The organism is Herbaspirillum sp. FG34 (assembly GCF_057809315.1).
This window is the reverse complement of sequence record NZ_JBMDJS010000005.1, coordinates 141,160-164,671: the sequence shown is the minus strand read 5'-3', so window position 1 is coordinate 164,671 and position 23,512 is coordinate 141,160. Positions and strand designations below refer to the sequence as shown.

The window sequence follows — 23,512 nt, the reverse complement described above, 5'->3', positions numbered from 1 at the left end:
ATATTGCGATGATGTCAGGCTGGAAGAAGAGCGTTTCTGCGTGCCGAGCATAGCCCACACGTAACTTGCCTGCTATTGACTTGCCTGGCTCATGCGCGGCATTTGCATCGTATCCTGCATCTGTTTGATGCGGGCGGCATTGGCATCGTCTTGCTTGCGGGTTTCATCTTCTTCCTTGGCATCGGTCACGCCGAAGGCATCGGTCGCACGCGTCTGGAAATAAAGCGTCGAAGACAGCAAGTGATCGTGCCAACTGGTCAACATCGTGTCGTGCACCAGCAGATCGAACAGCGCCATGACATCGTCCGGCAGTGTTGTCTTGCCGCTGGAGGCTGCGATCCAGGCGTCACCCAACAGGAACTCTTCGGGGCTCATCAGGGGGCGGGCGGGGCGGTAAGTCGGCGGCATTCCAGGCGGACTCATTCCCTTTGCCCGCCAGGGGGCTTCACGTTCATCCATCAATTTTTGCCATTGGCTCTTGCGGCGTGGCTCATCATCGATCCGCTTTTGCTCTTGTGCGCGCATCTCGACGATTTTTTTGGACTCGGAATCAAGCCGTTCCCACACGCTGACGAAAGGACGATGCGCTTCATAAATCGTCTTTTGCATCGTACTCTGATCGTCCTGTTGCGCCTTGAATAAGGCACCTGTGGCTCGCCCGTAGCGCTCCTGATCGAATGGCTTTGCGGCTCGTGCTGCCTCGAACTCCGCCTGCGCGATCTCGACGCGTTTCTGTTTGGCGCGTTGCGCCGCCTTCACTTCATCGGCGTGACTGGTCACCGACGCGCGAAACTCCGGCGATTGATATCGCACCGCCAGCCATTGAATAAACACCTTCATGTGCGCGGCAAAATCAAGACCTTGCGTACGCGGAACGATCTTCCGGTACGCAGCTATCAGGTCCATCATCTGGTAATTGGATTTGCCGTCGTTGATGGGGGCTGCCAACGAGAATTTCCTGAAACTTTCTGGTTTGAATCTGGCAAGATCTTCCATCCTGTCGAGCATCACGCCCGCCATCAGTGCTTCGTTGAGCATATCGCGCAAAGCTACCCGCTGCAGTTCTGCGCGAAATCCCATCGAGCCATCAGGCGCACCACACGTGATGTCTTCGCTGGTACCCGGATAGAGAAACTGCTCGCCACGGGTTTTCTCGAGACTATCGAGCCGCTGGTAAAAACGCAGTTCATGGGCGGCGGCAAAATGCACGCATTTCTTGACGGCTGGCGGCACACCTAGCGGACGGTCGCCGAAGTTTTGCTTGACCATGCCCACCAAGGGCAGAAAACCGATCAGCTTGTTTTCTTCGATCAGTGACGATACAGCATCGAACATGCCGAGAAACTTGATGTCGATGGCGTCGCCCTCGATGGCCAGATCTTCTGCATTGGCGCGCTTGTATTTGCGCGCCAGTTCATTGACGAACGCACGTGCGATGACTGCGCCGCGATCCGCCCCAAATACGGAAACTTGAATCCGTTGCACCTTTGGGATCTGCGCCTTGGCATCCTTCCAGGCAGCCTCGAACTGATCAAGTGCGGCAGTCAGCCTGGCATCCACCCCTGTTCCAAACACGGTTGAGGCGGCTCTGCTGTCTCTCACCAAGGGAATGGAGTCCACGATCAGATCGGAAAAGACCGTTTTTGCCACAGCCCAGCCAGCCTTCAACGGATTTTTCCTGGCGTCATACAGCAGGCCGCGCACCGATGCCTTGCCACGCATGACCCACTCGTTTCCCTCGGCCAGGCGCAAGACATTACGAATGTTTTCGGGTGCCTCCTTGATATCCTTGATGATGTCCTTGTAGGCTTTTACCACTGGTCTGAACGACATTTCCGACAATGAATCCTTCAGCGCCTTGGTTCCGATCTTGGTCGGAGAAGCCAGCTTTGCGACACCATCCAGCTTGTCTACGCCTGTGGCCTCCTTGGCGGTGGACTTTGCTTTGTCCATCACCGCCTTGCCGGCGTTTGCCGCGACCTTCAATGCGCCGGAGACAATGGCGTTACTTGCTGCATCATCATTCAGGGGCGTACCTAGGGCCTGTTCACATTCAATCTGTGAGATGCGTTGCCCCCAGAAGGCGTGGTGGCAAGGCGCGCGTCAGGGCTGGTGGTGGTGCCACCAGCCCTGACGTGCAACGCGGCCAGCGCGCCTTCTGGGGGCAACCCTCCGGGAGAGGCCGCCAAGCGTCGCCTGCCGTTGTTGCAGCTCCTTGCCGTGGCACCACCACGGCGCGTCGCTGCGCCTAGGCAGCCAACGCTTGGCGACCTCTCGCACTCACAGATTGAATGTGAACAGGCCCTAGTCCGGAATAGTAAAAGGGGTACCAGAATTCATTCGGCGTATTTTTTCTTCGCCTATCATTGTTATCACGATAAGCCTCCCATAAGCGGGAAATGTTCGAGTAGCGGGAACTGGTTGGATCATCCAAATCTTTGGAACGTCCGAAACCATCAAAAAAGAATCCCATGTGAATATCGCACTGACAAGTGAGCTTTTCAGCCTTTCGCGTTGCTGCAATATGTGCCGCCATTCCAAGAACGACCTTGGGCGGAGTCTTATCCGCGGGACTGATAGCGCCATCATCCGAGGTCTGGACTTCAGCCATTGCTTTCCCCGGTTTTGGCATGTTTAAATTTATTAGCTTTTATTTCACGTCGCGTTTCCGCTGAAAGCGTCTCTAACTCACGTCCGAATTCGCCGGGCTTTCCTTTTGTAGACTTAATGATTTGCTGCACCACCGGATGCTGATCAAAATCCTTGTTAACAAAGAGGGAGTAATAAACATACTGCTCCAAATCGCCATTATCAGTCAGACGATACTTTTTCCATCCTTCGGCGGCGACGCGAGCCGTGCGGCGAAAGACAGCGAACTCATCAAGTTTCCCCTGAGGATTCATGAGATCTTTATGTTTCTGCATGAGGCGATAATCGACCTCTGCGAAATCAATACGCGAACCTCTCAAATCCGTTCGGAACTCAAATTCGATGTGATCATCCGGATAAAAATGCAGCCCTAATATTCTGGTGCCGGCTCCTCCTTCGACTTTGGTGGGAGGTAGATGCACCTCCGTTTTTTTCTCTATGTATTTAATCGGAGCGTATAAGTCCTTAATTGCTTCATCAGCGTCATACACCCGCCAGTCAACGGTAAATTCTGTTCCTTTCAACGAGTAACAACAACTAAGACGGCCCTCTCCGGAACCGGGCGGCAAATCTCCACCGCCGCTGGCCCTGTTGCCGTATTTGTCCGTGATGACAAAACGGCTCAAGTTATATGGCGTGTAATTAAACCCCTCAACACTCAAGCCCTTATAGGTCGGTTCCGATGAAAAGGCATCACAGCCGGCCAATGAGACAAGCAGCGCGAGACACAGCGAGACGAGACCTGCTTTTTTCATGCTTTTTCCTTGAAACCAAGTTGGTGTGCCGTTCAGCTCGTGCCGCCGACGGCGATCCCTGGAGGACGTATATTTTTTCTGATGTTGCCCGAGATTGAACATGTCGATGCGCCTTGACGGGCGTTTTGACGATGCGTGATGCGGATTGTTCCCACAGTGCAGGAATTCATGGTGCGCGGCATGAAGGCTGCGCGAGGCGCGCAAGGCTGGCTGGAGCGCGGGAACGCGAGAGAATCTAGAACCCATTTCATAAATAGGCGTGAGATGCGTTCTGCCCAGAAGAGCAGAGAGGCATTCCACGGAAATCCGTGACGGGCCATTTTTCTTGGGTTCGAAAAGAACGACGCGGCTCAGATCGACAGCTGCAAACCCTGCGCTTCCTCCCCTGGCAACACCGTCACGGCCACCTGCATGCTCTGCTGCCCCCCACCGATGAGCACGCCGCGCAAGGGCGAGATGTCGAGGAAATCGCGTCCCCAGCCCAGCGTGATGTGACTGGTATCGGGGAAGACGCCATTGGTCGGGTCGGCATCGATCCACGTCCCTTCGCCACCGTCCGCACCGGGGCAATACACCGAGACCCACGCATGCGAGGCATCGGCACCGATCAGGCGCGGCTGCCCGGGCGGCGGTTCGGTCAGCAGATAACCGCTGACGTAGCGCGCGGCCAGTCCCATGGAACGCAGGCAGGACAGCATCAGATGCGCAAAATCCTGGCACACGCCACGGCGATTGACGAAGACTTCGGTCACCGGTGTGGAGACGGTGGTCGCTGCCGGATCGAAAGCGAATTCCTCATGGATGCGCATCATCAATGCGCGCACCCCCTCCACCACCGACAGGCCGGGACTGAAGCACTCGGCCGCATAGCGGATGAACTCGCGCTTGATGCGCACGTGCGAGGATTCGAACAGGAAATTGGACGCCTCCAGCATGCCCGGCGCCATCAGGCGCCCGCCGTGATAGGCCATCACCGTGACGGCTTCTTCCCACGGCATGCCCGGCTGCGGCTGGGCACGCGGCGTGAGCGCAACCCAGGAATCGGCCTGCACATCCAGGCTGGTGTGATCGGTATCGAGCGAGAAAGCCTTGATGACATTGCCGAAATTGTCCTCGTAGCTGCGCACCAGTTGCGGCCCCGGCAGGATGTTGACGGTGTGCGAGAGACACTGCTGCCACGGCAGTTCGCGCGGCGTCAGGTGCAGTACCTGATGCGACAGCCGCACCGGCAGCGAATACTGGTAAGTGGTCTGGTGATGGATGCGGTAGACGTAGCGTTGGTGCCGGGCAGTCATCTCATACCCCCTGGCTGACCGGTGCGGTCAGCGGCGTGAAGTAATGGCGCGAGAGATCGTCGGAGAGCATGTAGCCACCGCTGACGGCATCGCGCATCAATTGCGTCAGGCGTGCATTGGCCTGCGCGACATGGGGATGATCGTGCGCAAACTCGTTGAGGTTCATCGCTTCGAGCTGGGTGGACAGATGCGAGGGAATGGTCATGCTCAGCAAACCCAGCTGCTGCGCAATCTCGCGCATGTATTGCTGCAGCATGCGGAACTGGTAGGCCATGCCATGCGGATTGCTCACGTCGAACACCAGCAGGTGCAGCACCGGCAGCCACTCCGGCGTGCGCCGATAACGCACGCGATAGGTGACGATGCTGCTGGCCGCCTCCAGCAACCACGAGAGCGCGGCGGTCTGGCGCTGCGGCGGCAGGCGCAGGAAGTTGTCCAACAGCGCAGCCATGTTGGCCATGCGTTCGATGTGACGGCCCACCATCAGGAACTGCCAGCCGGCATCGCGCGTCATGTCGTCCAGCGCATGACCGGCCAGGCCCGAGCAGGCATCGATCACGTTGCCCAGCACGTGCTGCGCGGCGGCGGGCGTATTGATGCGTTCCTGCACCATGGCCGGCATTTTGGTCAGCGCGTGCCAGTTGTCCAGAGAAAGATGTTCGCGCACCTGATAGGCGGCATTGGCGAGCTGGCGCAATTGCGTGGCCACGCTCACCGGTGCGGACGGATCGACCACCGCAGCCTGCAGACTCTGCTGCAGGCCGGTGATGGTCGGGCGCGGTTCGGATTTGGGCATCTGCACACCCAACTGACTGCAGATCCACGACACGCTGCCCAGCATGCCGCGACTCTCGGTCTGGCCATCCATCGTGTATTGCAGCGTGGTGCGCAAGAGGCGCGAGAGATTCTTCACGCGCTCCGAATAGCGCCCCATCCAGAACAGGTTCTCGCCCGAGTGCGAGGAGACGTCGACCGTGCCCCTGATGACCGTGACGTTTTCTGCACCATGACGCTCATCGGCCATGGAGGCGTCGGGCCGCTCCTCTTCGCGCAGTACCCACACATCCTTGCTGGTGCCGCCCTGCTGCATCGAGACCACATCGCGCCGCTGGCGCGGCGCCACGCGCGTGAGACCGCCCGGCATGACCTGATACCCCCCCTGACCATCGGCTACCGCAAAGACGCGCAGACTGATGGTGCGGTTCATCAGGCGATAGTCACCACTGCGCGACATCACCGGTGCCTGCGACAGCCGTACCCATTCCTGGGCGGCATAGGCATGCGGCTGCAATTGCAGGCTTTCGATCAGACGACGACGCGCCGCCCCCGTGACGGTATGCCCGAAGACCGGCTGCATGCGCATCGAAGAAAATGCCGGCACGATCACTAGCTCATCGAGATGCGCCAGTGTGTAATCGAGCGCCGGTTTCTCGCCACACCACCACGACGCCACCGAGGGCAGCAGCAGCGATTCGCCATACAGGCGTTCGTTGATGGCCGGCAGGAAACCGTGCAGCGCCGTCGACTCCAGCACGCCACTGCCCAGCGAATTGGCGATGACCACATTGCCCAGCCGTGCGGCCTGCGTCAGGCCCGGCACACCGAGAGCGGAATCGGCGCGCAGTTCCAGCGGATCACAATAGTCATCGTCCATGCGGCGCAGGATGGCGTGCACGCGGCGCAAACCGTTGAGCGTCTTCAGGAACACCTGGTCGCTGCGCACCGTCAGGTCCACCCCTTCCACCAGCGGGAAGCCCAGCGTATGGGCAAGGAAGGCGTGTTCGGAATAGGTTTCGTTGTAGGGGCCCGGCGTGAGCAGCACGATCAGCGGCACCTCGCCCTGGGCCGGTGCCAGGCGCGTCAACATCGCGCGCAGGGTATGGAAGTAGCGGTGCGGCGACTCCACGTGCATGTCGCGCAGCGCCTCGGGCATGGCGCGCGCCATGATCTGGCGGTTCTGCAGCGCATAGCCGGTACCGGACGGACCCTGCGTGCGGTCCGACACCACCCACCAGGTACCATCGCCCGAGCGCGCCAGATCGATCGCATAGGCATGCAGATGCACGCCGCCCGGTGGCTGCCAGCCGTGGCAGGGCATCAGGTAGCCGTGCTGGCCGAACACCAGCGCGGGCGGCAACAGACCTTCGGCGATCAGGGTCTGGGGGCCGTAGATGTCGGCGAGCAGGCCATTCATCAGACGCGCCCGCTGGGCCACGGCGCGCTCCAGGAAATCCCATTCCTCGGAGGACACCAGGTGCGGCAGCAGATCCAGCTCCCAGGGGCGGTTGGCGCCCTTGGGGTCGGCATAGACGTTGTAGGTCACGCCATCGGAGGCGATGGCGTCGCGTACCTCGTTGGCGCGCCGGCGCAGCATCTCCGGCGAGAGGTTTTCAAGCTGGTCGATCAGCGTTCGCCAGTGCGGGCGCAGGCGGCCGTCGGCGGCCAGCATCTCGTCATAACGATCGCTGGCGACCGGATAGCTTTCCAGTAGACGCTGGGGCATAAGTCAGTGAGTGGCCGGGCTGCGCGCCGCGCCTGCAACGGCGCCCGGCTCAGTTTTAGAAGTAGCGTAAGTCTAACGTAAAAGGAAACTCGATAGACGCCCGCGCCGGGGTGAGCTGCCATTTTCCCGGGGTATGGTTCATGCGGAAATAGCGCGCCAGGCGGCGGCTTTCCGCCTCGAAGGCATTGACCGGGAAGGTTTCGTAATTGCGACCGCCCGGATGCACCACATGATATTGGCAACCGCCCAGGCTGCGGCCATTCCACGTATCGATCAGGTCGAAGGTCAGCGGCGAATCCACCGGGATGGTCGGATGCAGCGCCGACGGCGGCTGCCAGGCCCGATAACGTACACCGGAGACGAACTGCCCGACGGTACCGGTCGGCTGCAGCGGCACCGGAACGCCATTGCAGGTCAGCACGTAACGGTCGGAGGCCATGCCGGTGATCTTGACCTGCAGGCGTTCCAGCGAGGAATCCACATAGCGCGCCGTGCCGCCACCGCTGTTTTCCTCGCCCAGCACGTGCCAGGGTTCGAGCGCAGTGCGCAATTCGACCTGCATGCCCTTGACGGCATAGTCGCCGATCTTGGGGCAGCGGAATTCCATGTGCGGCGCGAACCATTCGGCCCGCATGGGATAGCCGGCCTCGTTCATGTCGGCCATCACGTCGGCAAAATCCTGCTCGATGAAGTGCGGCAGCAGGAAGCGGTCATGCAGTTCCGTGCCCCAGCGCACCAGGCGCGCCGGCTTGTAGGGCTCCTTCCAGAAGCGCGCCACCAGACCACGCAGCAGCAGTTGCTGGGTCAGGCTCATGCGCGCATGCGGCGGCATTTCGAAGGCGCGCAGCTCCAGGAGGCCCAGGCGGCCGGTGGCGCTGTCGGGGGAATACATCTTGTCGATGCAGAACTCGGCGCGGTGGGTGTTGCCGGTCACGTCGATCAAGAGATTGCGCAGCAGGCGGTCCACCAGCCAGGGCGGGCATTCCCCTTTGGCGACCTGCTTGTCCATCTCGCTGAAGGCCAGTTCGATTTCCACCGTCGAATCGTTGCGCGCCTCATCGATGCGCGGCGCCTGCGAGGTCGGACCGATGAACATGCCCGAGAACAGGTAGGACAACGAAGGATGATTGTGCCAGTAGGAGATCAGGCTGCGCAGCAGATCGGGGCGTCGCAGGAAAGGTGAATCACTGGTCGTGATGCCGCCCAGGACCATGTGATTGCCGCCCCCGGTGCCGGAATGATGGCCATCGAGCATGAACTTTTCTGTCGTCAGGCGCGAGGCCCGTGCGGCCTCATACAGGTGGGTGGTCTGCTCGACCAGTTCGCTCCAGTTGTTGGCCGGCTGGATGTTGACCTCGATCACGCCCGGGTCGGGCGTGACGCTGAACTTGCGCAGACGCGGATCGTGCGGCGGCTCGTAGCCTTCCAGCAGGACCGGCTGCTTGAGCTCCTCGGCCACGGCCTCGATGGCGGCCACCAGTTCCAGATAATGCTCCAGCTGCGCCAGCGGCGGCATGAAGAGGTAGAACACGCCATTGCGTACCTCGGCACACAGCGCGGTGCGGGTCAGCCAGTTGGCTGATTCGAAGGGGGCGGGCACGGTCTGGGTAGCGGTGCTGGCCGCCGTAGTGGCTGCACTGCTGCGGCCTTCGCCAGTGATGGCAGCGGCCGCGCTGGCAGCCTTGTCCGGGCGCGCCGCCGGTTCCTGCGGACTGCCCAGCTGGCGGCGGATCTCGGCGCTGCTGGGCAAGGGGCGGAAGTTCTGGGTGGGATCGGCCGGATGGACGGCGGGATACTCGCCCTCCTTGACCCAGGGCAGCGAATCCAGCGGCAGGCGATAACCCAGGGGAGAGTCGCCCGGATACAGGTAGCAGCGCTCACTGCGCAGGAACCACGCACCGCTCTGCCAGCCGAGTCCATCGTCGCGACGCGCCAGCGGCAGCACATGGCCGACCGCACTTTGCAGGCCCTGCGTGAAAACCTTCATCAGGCGCTCGCGCTCCTGCTTGTCATCCACGCGCGAATCGAATGGATCGACGTTGCCCGGCAGGCGGCGCTCGCGCCACATGTAGTAGAACACGTCTTCATAAGCCGGGAAGACGTTCTTGCCATCCACCTGCAAACGCTGCGCCACGCGATGCAGGAAATGGCTGGTGACGATCTTGTCGATCACGTTCGGCCGGGTCTCGTCACCGATCAGGGCTGGATTGAGCCAGATCGGTTCACCGTCGCGGCGCCAGTAGCAATTGAGCGCCCAGCGCGGCAACTGCTCGCCCGGATACCACTTGCCCTGGCCGAAATGCGGCAGACCCTGCGCGGCGTACTTGTTGCGCATGCGGTGATACAGCTCGGCCGCCAGCGGCTTCTTGGTCGGGCCCATGGCGGCGGTGTTCCACTCCGGCTCGTCCGGGTGGTCCAGCGAGACGAAGGTCGGTTCGCCGCCCATGGTCAGGCGCACGTCATTGGCCTGCAGGTCAGCATCGATGGCATGGCCCAGTTTCTCGATGGCGGCCCATTGTTCTTCGGTATAGGGCTTGGTCACGCGTGGCGCTTCCCAGATGCGCCGGACCGACATCAGGTGCTCGAACTCCACCTCGCAGGGATCGACCAGGCCGCTGACCGGCGCAGCCGAGGCCGGCTCGGGTGTGCAGGACAAGGGGATGTGGCCTTCCCCGGCGAACAGGCCCGAAGTCGGGTCCAGCCCGACCCAGCCGGCACCGGGCAGATAGACCTCGCACCAGGCGTGCAGGTCGGTGAAGTCGGCCTCGGGACCGGAGGGACCATCCAGCGATTTCTGGTCGGCGGTCAGCTGGATCAGGTAGCCGGAGACGAAGCGCGCGGCCAGGCCCAGGTGGCGCAGCAACTGCACCAGCAACCAGGAGGAGTCACGGCAGGAGCCGGACTTCAGGGTCAGCGTTTCTTCCGGCGTCTGCACGCCGGGTTCCATGCGGATGGTGTAGCCGATGTGATTGGCCAGCTTCTGGTTCAAGGCCACCAGGAAATTGGCGCTGCCCACCTTCTCGCGTGGAACGCTCTTGAGGAATTGCTCGAACAACGGCGACAACGGCAGTTTCTGGCGATAGGGCAACAGCTCGTTCTGCAGGTCCTCGGCATACTCGAAAGGGAACTGCTCGGCGTAAGGTTCGAGGAAGAAATCGAAGGGATTGATGACCGACATCTCGGCCACCAGATCCACCTCGATCTTGAATTCGGTGGTCTTCTCGGGGAACACCAGGCGTGCCAGGTAGTTCGATTCCGGGTCCTGCTGCCAGTTGATGAAATGCGGCTCGGGCAGCACGCGCAGCGAATAGCTCAGGATGCGGGTACGACTGTGCGGGGCGGGACGCAAGCGGACGACTTGCGGACCCAGGTTGATGGCACGGTCGTACTTGTAAGAGGTGACATGGTTCAGGGCCACGTGGATCGACATGGAATTCCTTTACGACAAGCAAATGGTCAAGCGCGGGGCTTGGTTGTTGGCGATATGCGGAGCAGTTCTCCTGCATACCTTGTTTTTCTTACCGCCTGATTACTTTCCTGATGACTATCCTGTTGGAGCTACCTCGTTGTGAGTGTATGTGAGAGTGTTAGTGCCGGGCGAAGAAAAACTTAATCTTTCGATCCTGAAAACTAAGTTTTTCGCACGTCCTGACAAGCACTGCAAGTTCACCGGTGATTCATGTTAATGAAATCCCGCAGCCGCGGATAGATCTCGTTGTCCCAACGTCGTCCGTTGAAGACACCGTAATGCCCCACCGCCGTCTGAACATGGTGCAGACGCCTGTAGGGCCGGATGCTGCTGCACATTTCCTGTGCGGCCACGGTCTGGCCGACCGCACAGATATCGTCCTTCTCGCCCTCGATGGTGAATAGCGCGGTGCGACGGATGGCGCGCGGGTCGACCACGCGTTCGCGGTAGGTCAGCTTGCCCAGCGGCAGCGCATGTTCCTGGAACACCGTGCGGACCGTTTCCAGATAGAACTCCGCCGGCAGGTCGGCCATGGCGAAATACTCTTCGTAGAAATCCCTGATCTGTGCCGCCTGCGCCTGCTCGCCCTCGACCAGATGATGATAGAGCTTGCGGAAAGCCTCGATGTGGCGGTTCAGGTTCATGTTCATGAAGGCGCCCAGCTGCACGAAGCCCGGATAGACACGCCGCCCGGCCCCGACATGGCGCGCCGGAACGGTGCTGATCATGTTCTTTTCGAACCAGCTGATCGGCTTGCTCTTGGCCAGCGCGTTGACCGCGGTCGGATTGACCCGGGTATCGAGCGGCCCGGCCATCAGGGTCAGGGTGCGCGGCTGCGCGGGGTGATTGTCCTCGGCCATGATCGAGGTGGCAGTCAGTGCGGCCACCGTGGGCTGGCACACGGCCAGCAGATGCGCGCCGGGACCGAGCACCGCGAGAAAATCGATGACATGGGAAACGTATTCATCCAGACCAAAGCGACCATGCTCCAGGGCAACATCGCGCGCATTGCGCCAGTCGGTGATGTAGACATCATGGTCACGCAGGAGCGTCCTGACGGTCCCGCGCAGCAGCGTGGCGAAGTGGCCCGACATCGGCGCCACCACCAGCACCTTGGGTTGGGCATCCGAGGTTTCCTTGCGGAAACGCAGCAGGCCACAGAAGGGCGTGGCGCTGATTTCCTCCTCGTGCACCGCAATTGTGCGCCCACCATCGACCACCTCGACGATGTCGAAGGGCGGGCGTGCATGGGTCAACTGGGTGCGCGCAAAGACCTCGCAGGCCGAGGCCATCTTGCGCAGGGCCGGATTGACCGGCATGCCGGGCCAGGTCGCTCCCAGCAGGGGCGCCATCATGCGGGCACAGGCCCGCAGCGGATCGGTGGCGTCGGCGTAGTTCTGGTAGAGCTGATAGGTATTGATCATGAAGCGCCGCCCTCGGTTGTCTCTTTTTGGTGTCCGCTCGCCCCGCCATCGATGCAATTGTCGTGCCATTGATGGTGACGCAAGCCCCGCGCGGACGGCATTTGTGCAATGCCGGATGCGCCAGATGGCTGCGCACATCACCTCGCGCACGCTCGATCGACTTTTCCCGCGAGCTGGCACAAGCCTTGCAAGTAGCGGTAGGCGGTCCGCTCCGGTGGCCCGTGTCCGCCCCGAGCGCAGACGGTGCGGACGATGAAGATGATGAACAAGACACCGCCGCTCACGCGGCCGCGTGCCCAAAGTCAACCTGCACAAAACAGATAAGGGACTGACATGCCTAAGACGACTTTGCGCATCACCAGCAAGAACTACTCCTCGTGGTCCCTGCGCGGCTGGCTCATGGCCAGGTTCGCCGGGCTCTCTTTCGAGGAAGACATCGTACCGCCGGACGATCCGTCGGCACGGGCAGAGATCCTGCTGCTGTCTTCCTCCATCCTGGTACCCAGCCTGCACCATGGCGACGTACTGGTATGGGATACGCTGGCCATTGCCGAATATCTCAACGAAATCCGCCCCGGTGCAAAGCTGCTGCCGGCCGACCTCGCCGCCCGTGCGCATTGCCGCTCGGTATGCGGTGAAATGCACTCGGGCTTCTCGGCCCTGCGCGCAGCGCTGCCGATGAATCTCAAGGGCCACTTCCCCAACTTCAAGGTGTGGTCCCGCGCCGAAGCCGACATCGTGCGCATCACCACCATCTGGAAGGAATGCCTGGCCAAGTATGGCGGCCCCTTCCTGTTCGGCGAACAGCGCACCATGGCCGATGCCATGTACGCGCCCGTGGTGACGCGCTTCATGACCTATGACGTCAAGCTCGATCCGATCTGCACCGCCTATGCCAAGCGCATCATGGCCATGCCGGAGATGCAGGAATGGATCGCGGCAGCCAAAAAGGAACCGGAGGATATCGACGAACTGGACGTGGAATTCTAGGGCGCAGAAGCATCAGCACCAATGAGCAAAGGCAGCAAAGTCGCGCCCGTTTTTTGTCGCAGGCCCATGGCGGGAGACCGCAGAAAGGATGGATGTGATGAATACCGTAGCTGATCCAAGCGTACTGGCGCAAAACACCTTCTCGCATGTGAGCGAGGGCGACACGCCCTATGAAACCGGCGGTCTGCGCGACTTCTTCCTGTATCGCGACCTGGGCATTGCCGCCGCTACCGGCGGCCAGGTGGTGGCCCAGCTGGTCAAGGCCAACATGGCGCCCCAGACGGGTACCGGGTGGCACCGACACGAAGCCAACTTCCATATCGTCATCATGTTGAAAGGCTGGGCGCGCTTCATGTATGAAACCGAGGTCACGCTGGTCAAGGCGGGCGATTGCGTGCACCAGCGACCGGGCATCGTGCACTTCCTGTTCGACTATTCGCCCGACATGGAATATCTCGAAATCGTTAGTCCGGCCGACTTCAAGACCATCGATATGCCGGCCCCCTGCGCGGTTCCCGCAGCCACGCCATGGAATAACTGAAGCCGCTGCGGGTCTGCGTTTGATGGCAGCAGACCCGCACGGGCGAGGAGCAAAAGCATGCAATTTTCCTCTGTCAAAAATTTCAAGCCTCTGTTAGTCTTTCTTCATGCACGCTGGCTCTGGCGTGCAGGTGCAGTTCCTTAGCGCCATCGCTTCATGCCGTACCCACGCTTTAGTTTTGCCGTACCCACCGCCTCTGTTTTCGTTACAACCCACTTAGAAAGATTCCCGCTCCCCACGGGAACACGAAGCAAATCTATGGCACATTTTTTTGATGAGATGTATTCAGGAGGCGCCGGCAGCGAAGCAGGTCAAGTGCGTCAGCACTATGCAGAATTCGCCAGCTGGCTTTCCGCGCAATCGCCGGAAATCATCGCCCGCAAACGTGCCGAATCCGACCTGATCTTCCGCCGCGTCGGCATTACCTTTGCCGTCTATGGAAACGATGCCGGCACCGAGCGCCTGATCCCCTTCGACATCATCCCGCGCATCATCCACAAGGCCGAATGGGCCAAACTGGAAGCGGGACTGGTCCAGCGCGTCAAGGCGCTCAACATGTTCATCCACGACATCTACCACGAGCAGAAGATCGTCAAGGCCGGCATCATCCCGCCCGAGCAGATCTTCCAGAACGCCCAGTACCGGCGCGAGATGCAGGATGTGAACGTGGTCAACGACATCTACGCCCACATCGCGGGTGTCGATATCGTGCGCGCGGGCGAAGGTGAATTCTACGTCCTGGAAGACAATCTGCGCGTGCCGTCCGGGGTCTCCTACATGCTGGAGAACCGCAAGATGATGATGCGGCTCTTCCCCGACCTCTTCAAGCGCCACAAGATCGCGCCGGTCGATCACTATCCCGACCTGCTGCTGGACAACCTGCGTTCGGTGGCCCCGGCCGGGGTGACCGATCCGACCGTGGTGGTGATGACTCCCGGCATGTACAACTCGGCCTACTTCGAGCATGCCTTCCTGGCCCAGCAGATGGGGGTGGAACTGGTGGAGGGGCAGGATCTGTTCGTCAAGGACAACGTGGTCTACATGCGCACCACGCGCGGCCCCAAGCGGGTCGACGTGATCTATCGCCGCATCGACGACGACTTCCTCGATCCGCTGGCCTTCCGTCCCGATTCGGCCCTCGGTGTGCCGGGCCTGCTGCAGGCCTATCGCGCCGGCAAGGTGACGCTGACCAATGCCATCGGTACCGGCGTGGCCGACGACAAGTCGATCTATCCGTATGTGCCGGACATGGTGCGCTTCTATCTGACCGAAGAACCCATCCTCAACAACGTACCGACTTACCAGTGCCGCAAGAAGGAAGATCTCTCCTACACCCTGGCCAATCTGGAAAAGCTGGTGGTCAAGGAAGTGCACGGTGCTGGTGGCTACGGGATGCTGGTCGGCCCGGCCTCCACCAAACAGGAAATCGAGGACTTCCGCGCGCGCATCATCGCCAAACCCGATGGCTACATCGCCCAGCCCACGCTGGCCCTGTCGGTGTGCCCGACCTATGTGGAGTCCGGCATTGCGCCGCGCCACCTGGATCTGCGTCCCTTCGTCTTGTCGGGCAAGCAGATCACCATGGTCAAGGGCGGCTTGACGCGCGTGGCCTTGAAGGAAGGCTCGCTGGTGGTGAATTCGTCGCAAGGCGGCGGCACCAAGGACACCTGGATTCTGGAGAAATAAGATGCTCAGCCGTACCGCCGATCACCTCTTCTGGATGGCCCGCTACACCGAGCGCGCCGAGAACACCGCCCGCATGCTGGACGTGCACGTACAGACCGCGCTGCTGCCGCAATCGGTGGATGACGCCGAGCAGGGCTGGCGTGCCGTGCTGGGCATCTCGGAACTGCTCTATGGCTACAACCAGAAATACGACAAGCTCACGCAAAAGGATGTCATCGACTTCATGGTGCGTGACCCCAACAATCCGTCCTCGATCGCCTCCTGCCTGCGCCAGGCGCGCGAGAATGCGCGCGCCGTGCGCGGCGCGCTGACCACCGAAGCCTGGGAGATCCAGAACGCCACCTGGATCAAGATGCAGTCCTACCTGCAAACCAATGCGCTGGAACAGAACCCCAGCGACTTCTTCGAATGGGTCAAGCATCGTTCGCATCTCTCGCGCGGTGTCACCATCGGCACCATGCTGGAGGACGAGGCCTTCCACTTCATCCGCCTGGGCACCTTCCTGGAACGTGCCGACAATACGGCGCGCATCATCGATGTCAAGTTCCACGGCACCAAGGAAGCGCAGTCGCAGAAGCTCAATGGCCAGTCGCAGTCGCAAAGCCAGGCCGCCCGCGATGAAGCAGGACAGCTGGACTTCTACTACTGGGCGGCGATCCTGCGTTCGGTGTCGGGCTTCGAGATCTACCGCAAGGTCTACCGCGACGTCATCACGCCTGAACGGGTGGCCGAGCTGCTGATCCTGCGCGCGGACATGCCGCGTTCGCTCTTGGCCTGCATGGGCAACGTGATCTCCAACCTGCACCATGTGCGCAACGATGTCTCGGCCGATACCGAGCGCTTTGCCGGCAAGCTCCACGCCGACCTGAAGTTCGCCCGCATCGAGGAAATCCTTGAGGCCGGATTGCACGATACGCTCACCGAGTTCCTGGAGCGCATCTTCGAGCTGGGCAATCGCATCAGCCGCGATTTTCTTGTTCCTTTGGCAGCGTAAGCCGCTCCGGCTGTGCCTGGCGCGCAAGAAAGAAGCACAGCCGCTGTCATCTTTTCGGGAAACAGGCCGTTACTGTAGGTACGTCACGACAGATGCCCCCGGCGCGCACGCTCTGGCGCCGGGCCTTACGGTAAAATCCGGCTTTCCGTTTCCACGTATCACGTTGCCATCATGACCTACTGCGTAGCCATGCGCCTCAACAGCGGCCTGGTGTTCCTGTCCGATTCGCGCACCAATGCGGGAGTGGACCACATCGGGACCTTCCGCAAGATGAGTGTTTACGAAAATCCGGGCGACCGCGTGATGGTCTTGATGACCGCCGGCAACCTGTCGATTTCGCAATCCATCCGCCAGATGCTCACCGAGCGCACCAATGCCGAGGGACGCAGCATCTGGACCGCCACCACCATGTACGAAGCCGCGCAGATCCTGGGCGACGCCATTCGCGCCGTGCATGACCGCGAAGCCGCCGAGCTGAGCAAGTTCGGTATCGATTTCAACGTCAGCATCATCTTTGGCGGACAGATCCGTGGCGAGCGTTGCCGCCTGTTCCAGATGTATTCCGCAGGCAACTTCATCGAATCGCACGATGAGAACACCTACTTCCAGATCGGCGAATCCAAGTACGGCAAGCCCATCATCGACCGCGTGGTCACCCCCCAGACCTCGCTGGACGAGGCGGCCAAGTGTGCGCTCATCTCCATGGATTCGACCTTGAAGTCCAACATCTCGGTGGGCCTGCCGCTGGACCTGCTCGTCTACGAAAGCGAAGACCTGGCCGTGACGCGCTTCGTCACCATCGATGAGCAGAACCAGTATTTCCAGATGATCCGGCGCAGCTGGGGTTCGCAATTGAAGCGCGTCTTCGAGGCCATCGACGATCCGGTCTGGGATGCCCCACCGGAAGACACCCTCAATGTGCTCTCGACGGCCACCGACATCAGCGAGCCGGTGCGCGTGCCGCCGCCGAATGGCGTGGCGAGGGGACTGCAGGCGGTGCCGCGGCAGATCCTGGCCGAACAGGATGGGGATGTCGGGCAGGCGAGCTGAACTGTTAGATTTTTCTTTTTGGAAACTTAGTTTTTGTTTTGACAAAACTAAGTTAAAACCAAGTTTTCATCTGGCGGGAAATGTTCTGCCGGAAATAAAAAAGGCTGCATTCCGAAGAATGCAGCCTTTTAAACTTTGTAAATCCTTAAAAGGATTTACATGATTTGCATGGCTTTGCCTGTCCGGCTTAGCGCACGATGGTCTGCGCTTCGCCTTCGGCGCGGGCGCGGATGGTACCGATGCGGTAGACGGTTTCACCAGCGGCCTTCAGGTGAGCTTCAGCAGCGTCAGCGTTTTCCCGGGAGACGATCACGGTCATGCCGATGCCACAGTTGAAGACGCGGTGCATTTCCGCATCGGCCACGCCACCGTGCTGCTGCAGCCAGGTGAACAGCGGCGGCATGGTCCAGGACTTGGCATCCAGTTCAGCGGTCAGGTGATCCTGCAGCACGCGCGGGATGTTCTCGACCAGGCCGCCACCGGTGATGTGGACCATGCCCTTGACTTCCAGCTTCTCCATCAGCGACAGCAGCGGCTTGACGTAGATGCGGGTCGGGGCCATCAGTACATCGGCCAGCTTGCGGCCGTGGAAATCGGCGTCCAGGTCCGGCTTGGCCACCTCCAGGATCTTGCGCACCAGCGAATAACCGTTGGAATGCGCACCCGACGAGGCCAGGCCCAGCACCACGTCGCCCGGGGCAATCTTGGTGCCGTCGATGATCTTGGACTTTTCCACCGCGCCCACGGCAAATCCTGCCAGATCGTATTCACCATCGGGGTACATGCTGGGCATTTCAGCGGTTTCACCGCCGATCAGGGCGCAGCCGGCCTGTTCGCAACCGGCGGCGATGCCCTTGATGACATCGGTGGCCGAGGGCACGTCCAGCTTGCCGCAGGCAAAGTAATCCAGGAAGAACAGCGGCTCGGCGCCCTGCACCAGGATGTCGTTGACGCTCATGGCCACCAGGTCGATACCGACCGTATCGTGACGATTGAGGTGGAAGGCCAGCTTGAGCTTGGTGCCCACGCCGTCGGTACCGGAGACCAGCACCGGCTCCTTGTACTTCTTGCTGATCTCGAACAGGGCACCGAACCCGCCAATGCCGCCCAGCACGCCTTCGCGGGTGGTGCGCTTGGCGAACGGCTTGATCGCTTCGACCAGGGCGTCACCGGCATCGATATCGACGCCAGCGTCACGGTAGGAGAGGGAGACATTGGAAGGTGAAGTCATGATGAAATATTGCCAGTGAAGACGGTAAAATAGGGGATTCAGGGGCGAAGCCGCCCTGCCAAGCCGTGATTTTAACAAAACCGACACTCCCGAACTCCGAATCCATGCCTTTTTCTTTATCCGAAGAGCAAAAACAGAACCTGGCGTGGCTCATTGTCGGCATTTTGCTATTGACGCTGCTGGTGGCGCTGGGGCCGATGCTGTCCCCCTTTGTTGCCGCCGGCATCATCGGTTATGCGCTCAACCCCGGCGTGGACTGGATCGCCAGCCGTCGCATCGGTCCGGTCCGCATCCCGCGTTTCGTGGGCGTGACGATCATGGTGTTGCTGCTGATCCTGGCCGGCCTGGCCCTGGTGCTGATCGTGGTACCGCTGGTGCTGCGCCAGATCCCGCTGCTGCAGGCCCAGATACCGCCGCTGCTGGACAAGTTGAATGCCTTCCTCTCGCCGCGCCTGCACCAGCTGGGTATCGACGTGCGACTGGACCTGGCCGGCATCAAGGCCTTGCTCACGCAACAGATCAGCACCAGCGGCGACGAGCTGTGGAGTTCGGTGCTGGCCTCGGCCAAGGTAGGCGGCACGGCGCTGCTGGCCTGGCTGGCCAATCTGCTGTTCGTGCCGATGGTGCTGTTTTACCTGCTGCAGGACTGGCATCCCTTCCAGAAACGCCTGCAGATCCTGATCCCGCGCCGCTGGGCCGGTCGCGTCAACACCATGGCGACCGAGGTCGACAGTCTGCTGGGACAGTACCTGCGTGGACAATTGCTGGTGATGCTGGTGCTGGCGGTCTATTATTCGGTTGCGCTCAGCGTCGCCGGATTCGACAGCGCCCTTCCCGTGGGCGTGTTGACGGGCCTGCTGGTGTTCATCCCCTACGTGGGTTTTGGTCTCGGGCTGGTGCTGGCGATACTGGCGGCCATCCTGCAATTCGATGGTGCCATCGGCCTGTTGTGGGTAGCCCTGATTTATGGCGTGGGACAGGTGCTGGAAAGCTTCATCCTCACGCCCAAGCTGGTGGGCGAGCGTATCGGCCTGCATCCGCTGGTGGTGATTTTCGCCTTGCTGGCCTTCGGCCAGTTGTTCGGCTTCGTCGGCGTGCTGCTGGCGCTGCCGGCCTCGGCCATTGTCTCGGTGATCGCCATCCATGTGCGGCGCGAGTATCTGGCCAGCAATTTTTACAACCGTTGAAGAGTCTATGATTGATCACAGCCCCCCCTGCCCTTGCAGGACGCTGCGCAGGCCCGGGCGCTTGGCGCCGTCCTGCATTAACTGGCTGCCATACCCTGACAGCCGCCGTAGCTGATACACGCCGATGAAACAGATTCCGCTCGATTTGAGCGCGGACCAGCCGCAAAGCTTCGACAGCTTCGTGACCGGCCGCAATGCAGAACTGCTGGAGCGCTTGAAGCTGCTGGCCACGGCCGGCGCGGAGCAATCCGCCCAGCGCGGCAGCGCCAGCACCGACCGCTTCATCTACCTCTGGGCCGAAGCCGGTGCCGGCAAGACCCACCTGCTGCATGCCCTGGCCACCAAGGCCGGACAGGAAGGCCAGCGCGCACGCCTGATCGGTGCCGACTCTCCCGACGCCGCCTTCGACTATCACCCGCAGACCAGTCACTACCTGCTCGACGATGTCGATCAGCTGTTCGAGGAACAGCAGATCGCTGCCTTCAACCTGTTCAACCAGATCCGCGAACAGGGCGGCTGCATGGTCTGCACCGGCACCCTGCCACCGACCCGCCTGGAGTTGCGCGAAGACCTGCGCACCCGGCTCGGCTGGGGCCTGATCTACCAGGTGCATGACCTGTCGGACGACGAGAAGATCGCCGCCCTGCTGCAGATCACCCTGGACCGCGGCCTGGAGATTCCTCCCGCCGTGATGATGTACATGCTCACCCACTACCGACGCGACATGCCCTCGCTGTCGCGCATGCTCGACGCGCTGGACCGCTACTCGCTGGCCACCAAGCGCGCCATCACCCTGCCCTTGCTACGCGAACTGTTACAACAGGAATCCGGAGAACAATGAACCTCGCCCTTTTCGATCTCGACCATACCCTGCTGCCGCTCGACTCCGACCACGAGTGGGGCGAATTCATGGCGCGCATCGGCGCCGTGGATGCCGACAGCTTCCGCAAGGCCAATGACGAATGGTTCGCCCATTATCAGAACGGCACGCTCGATCCGGTGGCCTACCTGGAGTTTGCGCTGGGCAACCTGTCGCGCTTCACGCGCACACAGCTCGACGAGATGCACCTGCAATTCATGGACGAAGTGGTCAAGCCCGCCATCCTGCCGCAAGCCGTGGCCCTGGTGAAGAAGCATCTCGACGCCGGTGACCTGGTGGCCATCGTCACCGCCACCAACCACTTCGTGACCAAGCCCATCGCCTCGCACTTCGGCGTGGAACACCTGATCGCCGCCCTGCCCATGCTCGATGAAAAGGGCAACCTCACCGGCAAGCTCGACGGTACGCCTACCTTCGGCCCGGGCAAGATCGTGCATACCGAAGCCTGGCTGGAACGCCTGGGCTTCAAGCTGGCCCAGTTCGAGCGCAGCTACTTCTACAGCGATTCGCAGAACGACATTCCGCTGCTCGAACGCGTAACCGATCCCATCGCCACCAACCCCAACGACAAGCTGCTGGCGCATGCTCAGGCACGCGGCTGGCCGGTGCTGAACCTCTTCGCCGACGGCCACGCGCAATGATCAAGAAACTGATTCGCTCCATTCTGGGCCGGGGCAAGACCGCCGCTGCCGAGGGCACCGAGCCTCCCAAGAAATCGCGCGCCAAGGCGAGTGCCAACGGGGGAAAGATCGAGCCCGATGTGCTCGGCCCCAAGCAGCACGGCATTGATCCGGCGCTGGTTTCGCCCAATGCGGTGCGTGTGACGCAGACCCTGCAGGAAGCCGGCTACAAGGCCTTCATCGTCGGCGGTGCGGTACGTGACCTGCTCCTGGGCATCAAGCCCAAGGACTTTGATGTGGCCACCAATGCCACGCCGGAACAGGTCAAGCAACTGTTTCGCCGCGCCTTCATCATCGGCCGCCGCTTCCAGATCGTGCATGTGATGTTTGGTCAGGAACTGATCGAAGTCACCACCTTCCGTGGTGCCTCGGCCGAAGCGGCGCCCAAGGATGAGCACGGCCGCGTACTGCGCGACAACACCTTCGGCGAGCAGCATGAGGATGCCACCCGGCGCGATTTCACCATCAACGCGATGTACTACGATCCGGCCAGCCAGGCGGTGCTGGATTATCACGGCGGCATCGCCGACATCCGCGACAAGAAACTGCGCATCATCGGCGAACCGGAAGCGCGCTACCGCGAAGACCCGGTGCGCATGTTGCGCGTGGTGCGCTTCGCGGCCAAGCTCAAGTTCACCATCGACCCGGCCAGCAGCGCGCCAATCCGCGTGATGGCCCCGCTGATCGACAACGTACCCGCAGCGCGTGTCTTCGATGAAATGTTGAAGCTGCTCATGAGCGGCCATACCCTGGCCTGCCTGCAGCAGTTGCGCAAGGAGGGTCTGCATCACGGCCTGCTGCCGCTCTTGGATGTGGTGCTGGAACAGCCGCTGGGGGAGAAGTTCGTCAGCCTGGCGCTGGCCAATACCGATGCCCGCGTCAAGGAAGGCAAGGGGGTCTCGCCGGGCTTCCTGTTCGCTTCGCTGCTGTGGCATCAGGTGCTGGAGAAATGGCGTGCCTACCAGGCTGCCGGTGAGTATCCGATCCCCGCGCTGCATCTGGCCGCCGATGACGTGCTCGATGCGCAAACCGAGAAGCTGGCACTGCAACGCAAGATCGCCTCCGACATGCGCGACATTTGGGCCATGCAGCCGCGCTTTGAACGTCGCGTCGGCAAGGCGCCCTACAAGCTGTTGGAACATCTGCGCCTGCGCGCCGGTTTCGATTTCCTGCTGCTGCGCTGCCAGTCCGGTGAACTCGATGCCGAACTCGGCGAATGGTGGGAAGCCTTCATCGCCGGCAACGGTGCCGAGCGTGAAGAACTGATCGCCCGCAAGCCGGCCGATGCCGCCGGCGGCGGTGCCGGCCCCAAGAAGCGCAAGCGCCGAGGCGGACGTAGCCGCAGCAAGTCTGGCGCCGACCTGGGCGGCAACGACAGCGGTATCGAGCAGGAGAGCACGCCGCCCGCAGAGACCCGCACACCCGCCCTCAAGGAAACGGCCGAGAGCGCCGCTGAACCGGCCGACGCCGGGACCGCCGAAGCTCCCAAGCGCCGTCGCCGTCGTCGCAGCAGTAGTGGCGCTGGTGGTAGCGGCGCGGGTGGTGACAGTACGCCTGCGGGCGACGACTGAGCCGCGTGGCGTCCTCTTTCACGCGGGCCTGGATCGGTATCGGTGGCAACCTGGGCGATGCCCGCGCCACCGTCGAAGAGGCGCTCGCCCACCTGGCCCGGCTGCCGCAGTCGCAACTGCTGCGCAGCTCCTCGCTCTATCGCACCGCCCCCATCGATTCCAGCGGCGATGACTACGTCAACGCCGTGGCGTTGCTCAGTACCTCACTCACGGCGCTGGATCTGCTGCACGCCCTGCAGGCCATCGAACTGCAGCACGGACGTGAACGCCCCTATCGCAATGCCCCCCGCACGCTGGATCTGGATGTGTTGATGTACGGAGATGCACGCCTGCAGGAAGAGGCACTGATCGTCCCGCATCCGCGTATGACGCAGCGCGCCTTCGTGCTGGTGCCCATGCTGGAGATCGATACGGACGTGGTGATCCCGGGACAGGGACCGGCCCGCGATTTTCTCGATGCGATCAGGAACCAGGCCATTAGCCGGCTATGACTTGCTTGCCGCGACAGGAAAATTGCATTCCTGCCCGATGGGCTCCCCTCCTGCGCTGACGTACAAGCAAGCCCAACAGGCCGGGAAAGCCCGGTCGTCATCGATTCACAACCGAT

The 23,512-nt window shown here is 61.4% G+C and carries 18 protein-coding genes; 10 read left to right on the top strand and 8 right to left on the bottom strand.

Features of this window, described 5'->3' with window-relative positions:
* Positions 1–72: 72 nt before the first annotated feature.
* The 7 genes from ACODSZ_RS08635 to ACODSZ_RS08605 all read right to left on the bottom strand — a co-directional run bounded on the left by ACODSZ_RS08635 (position 73) and on the right by ACODSZ_RS08605 (position 12,095).
* Positions 73–1,953 (bottom strand): hypothetical protein, encoded by a 1,881-nt coding sequence (locus ACODSZ_RS08635; RefSeq protein ID WP_488927405.1) that lies wholly within the window; start codon positions 1,951–1,953, stop codon positions 73–75.
* 295 nt (positions 1,954–2,248) lie between these two features.
* Positions 2,249–2,611: a hypothetical protein gene (locus ACODSZ_RS08630; RefSeq protein ID WP_488927404.1), complete on the bottom strand. Its 363-nt coding sequence runs from the start codon at positions 2,609–2,611 to the stop codon at positions 2,249–2,251.
* On the bottom strand, positions 2,604–3,404 hold the full coding sequence (locus ACODSZ_RS08625; protein ID WP_488927462.1) for a DUF3304 domain-containing protein: 801 nt from the start codon (positions 3,402–3,404) through the stop codon (positions 2,604–2,606). The genes ACODSZ_RS08630 and ACODSZ_RS08625 overlap by 8 nt, the downstream gene beginning before the upstream one ends.
* A gap of 350 nt (positions 3,405–3,754) precedes the next feature.
* On the bottom strand, positions 3,755–4,699 hold the full coding sequence (locus tag ACODSZ_RS08620; protein ID WP_175342629.1) for a transglutaminase family protein: 945 nt from the start codon (positions 4,697–4,699) through the stop codon (positions 3,755–3,757).
* Between the two features lies 1 nt (position 4,700).
* Positions 4,701–7,202 carry a circularly permuted type 2 ATP-grasp protein gene (locus ACODSZ_RS08615; RefSeq protein WP_488927403.1) on the bottom strand — a complete coding sequence of 834 codons (2,502 nt, stop codon included), beginning with the start codon at positions 7,200–7,202 and terminating at the stop codon, positions 4,701–4,703.
* Positions 7,203–7,257: 55 nt separating this feature from the next.
* Positions 7,258–10,632, bottom strand: coding sequence for a transglutaminase family protein (locus ACODSZ_RS08610; protein ID WP_175342627.1), 3,375 nt, complete (start codon positions 10,630–10,632; stop codon positions 7,258–7,260).
* 236 nt (positions 10,633–10,868) lie between these two features.
* Positions 10,869–12,095, bottom strand: coding sequence for a polyhydroxyalkanoate depolymerase (locus tag ACODSZ_RS08605; RefSeq protein ID WP_008325526.1), 1,227 nt, complete (start codon positions 12,093–12,095; stop codon positions 10,869–10,871).
* Positions 12,096–12,428: 333 nt separating this feature from the next.
* Here ACODSZ_RS08605 and ACODSZ_RS08600 point away from each other — a divergent pair, with 333 nt between their 5' ends.
* From ACODSZ_RS08600 to ACODSZ_RS08580, 5 genes are all read left to right on the top strand, one after another.
* Positions 12,429–13,085: a glutathione S-transferase family protein gene (locus ACODSZ_RS08600; protein WP_008325524.1), complete on the top strand. Its 657-nt coding sequence runs from the start codon at positions 12,429–12,431 to the stop codon at positions 13,083–13,085.
* Between the two features lie 97 nt (positions 13,086–13,182).
* Complete coding sequence (locus ACODSZ_RS08595; RefSeq protein ID WP_008325522.1) at positions 13,183–13,626, top strand: cupin domain-containing protein; 444 nt, start codon at positions 13,183–13,185, stop codon at positions 13,624–13,626.
* A gap of 258 nt (positions 13,627–13,884) precedes the next feature.
* Positions 13,885–15,312 (top strand): circularly permuted type 2 ATP-grasp protein, encoded by a 1,428-nt coding sequence (locus tag ACODSZ_RS08590; protein WP_008325520.1) that lies wholly within the window; start codon positions 13,885–13,887, stop codon positions 15,310–15,312.
* A 1-nt stretch (position 15,313) separates the two neighbouring features.
* Positions 15,314–16,306 carry an alpha-E domain-containing protein gene (locus ACODSZ_RS08585; protein WP_008325514.1) on the top strand — a complete coding sequence of 331 codons (993 nt, stop codon included), beginning with the start codon at positions 15,314–15,316 and terminating at the stop codon, positions 16,304–16,306.
* A 171-nt stretch (positions 16,307–16,477) separates the two neighbouring features.
* Entirely contained in the window at positions 16,478–17,356 is an 879-nt protein-coding gene (locus ACODSZ_RS08580) for a proteasome-type protease (protein ID WP_034349656.1), read from the top strand.
* 187 nt (positions 17,357–17,543) lie between these two features.
* Here ACODSZ_RS08580 and purM read toward each other — a convergent pair whose 3' ends face one another.
* Positions 17,544–18,587: a phosphoribosylformylglycinamidine cyclo-ligase gene (gene purM / locus ACODSZ_RS08575; RefSeq protein ID WP_008325512.1), complete on the bottom strand. Its 1,044-nt coding sequence runs from the start codon at positions 18,585–18,587 to the stop codon at positions 17,544–17,546.
* 104 nt (positions 18,588–18,691) lie between these two features.
* Between purM and ACODSZ_RS08570 the strand changes: the two genes are divergently transcribed.
* From ACODSZ_RS08570 to folK, 5 genes are all read left to right on the top strand, one after another.
* Entirely contained in the window at positions 18,692–19,774 is a 1,083-nt protein-coding gene (locus ACODSZ_RS08570; RefSeq protein WP_175342626.1) for an AI-2E family transporter, read from the top strand.
* Positions 19,775–19,898: 124 nt separating this feature from the next.
* On the top strand, positions 19,899–20,615 hold the full coding sequence (hda, locus tag ACODSZ_RS08565; protein ID WP_008325510.1) for a DnaA regulatory inactivator Hda: 717 nt from the start codon (positions 19,899–19,901) through the stop codon (positions 20,613–20,615).
* A complete protein-coding gene (locus ACODSZ_RS08560) occupies positions 20,612–21,295 on the top strand; it encodes a histidinol-phosphatase (RefSeq protein ID WP_008325509.1) in 684 nt (227 codons plus the stop codon). The genes hda and ACODSZ_RS08560 overlap by 4 nt, the downstream gene beginning before the upstream one ends.
* Positions 21,292–22,905: a polynucleotide adenylyltransferase PcnB gene (gene pcnB / locus ACODSZ_RS08555; protein WP_488927402.1), complete on the top strand. Its 1,614-nt coding sequence runs from the start codon at positions 21,292–21,294 to the stop codon at positions 22,903–22,905. Before ACODSZ_RS08560 ends, pcnB begins: the two co-directional genes overlap by 4 nt.
* Before the next feature lie 5 nt (positions 22,906–22,910).
* Positions 22,911–23,396, top strand: a complete 486-nt coding sequence (folK, locus tag ACODSZ_RS08550; protein ID WP_488927401.1) for a 2-amino-4-hydroxy-6-hydroxymethyldihydropteridine diphosphokinase — start codon at positions 22,911–22,913, stop codon at positions 23,394–23,396.
* The last annotated feature ends 116 nt before the right edge of the window (positions 23,397–23,512 follow it).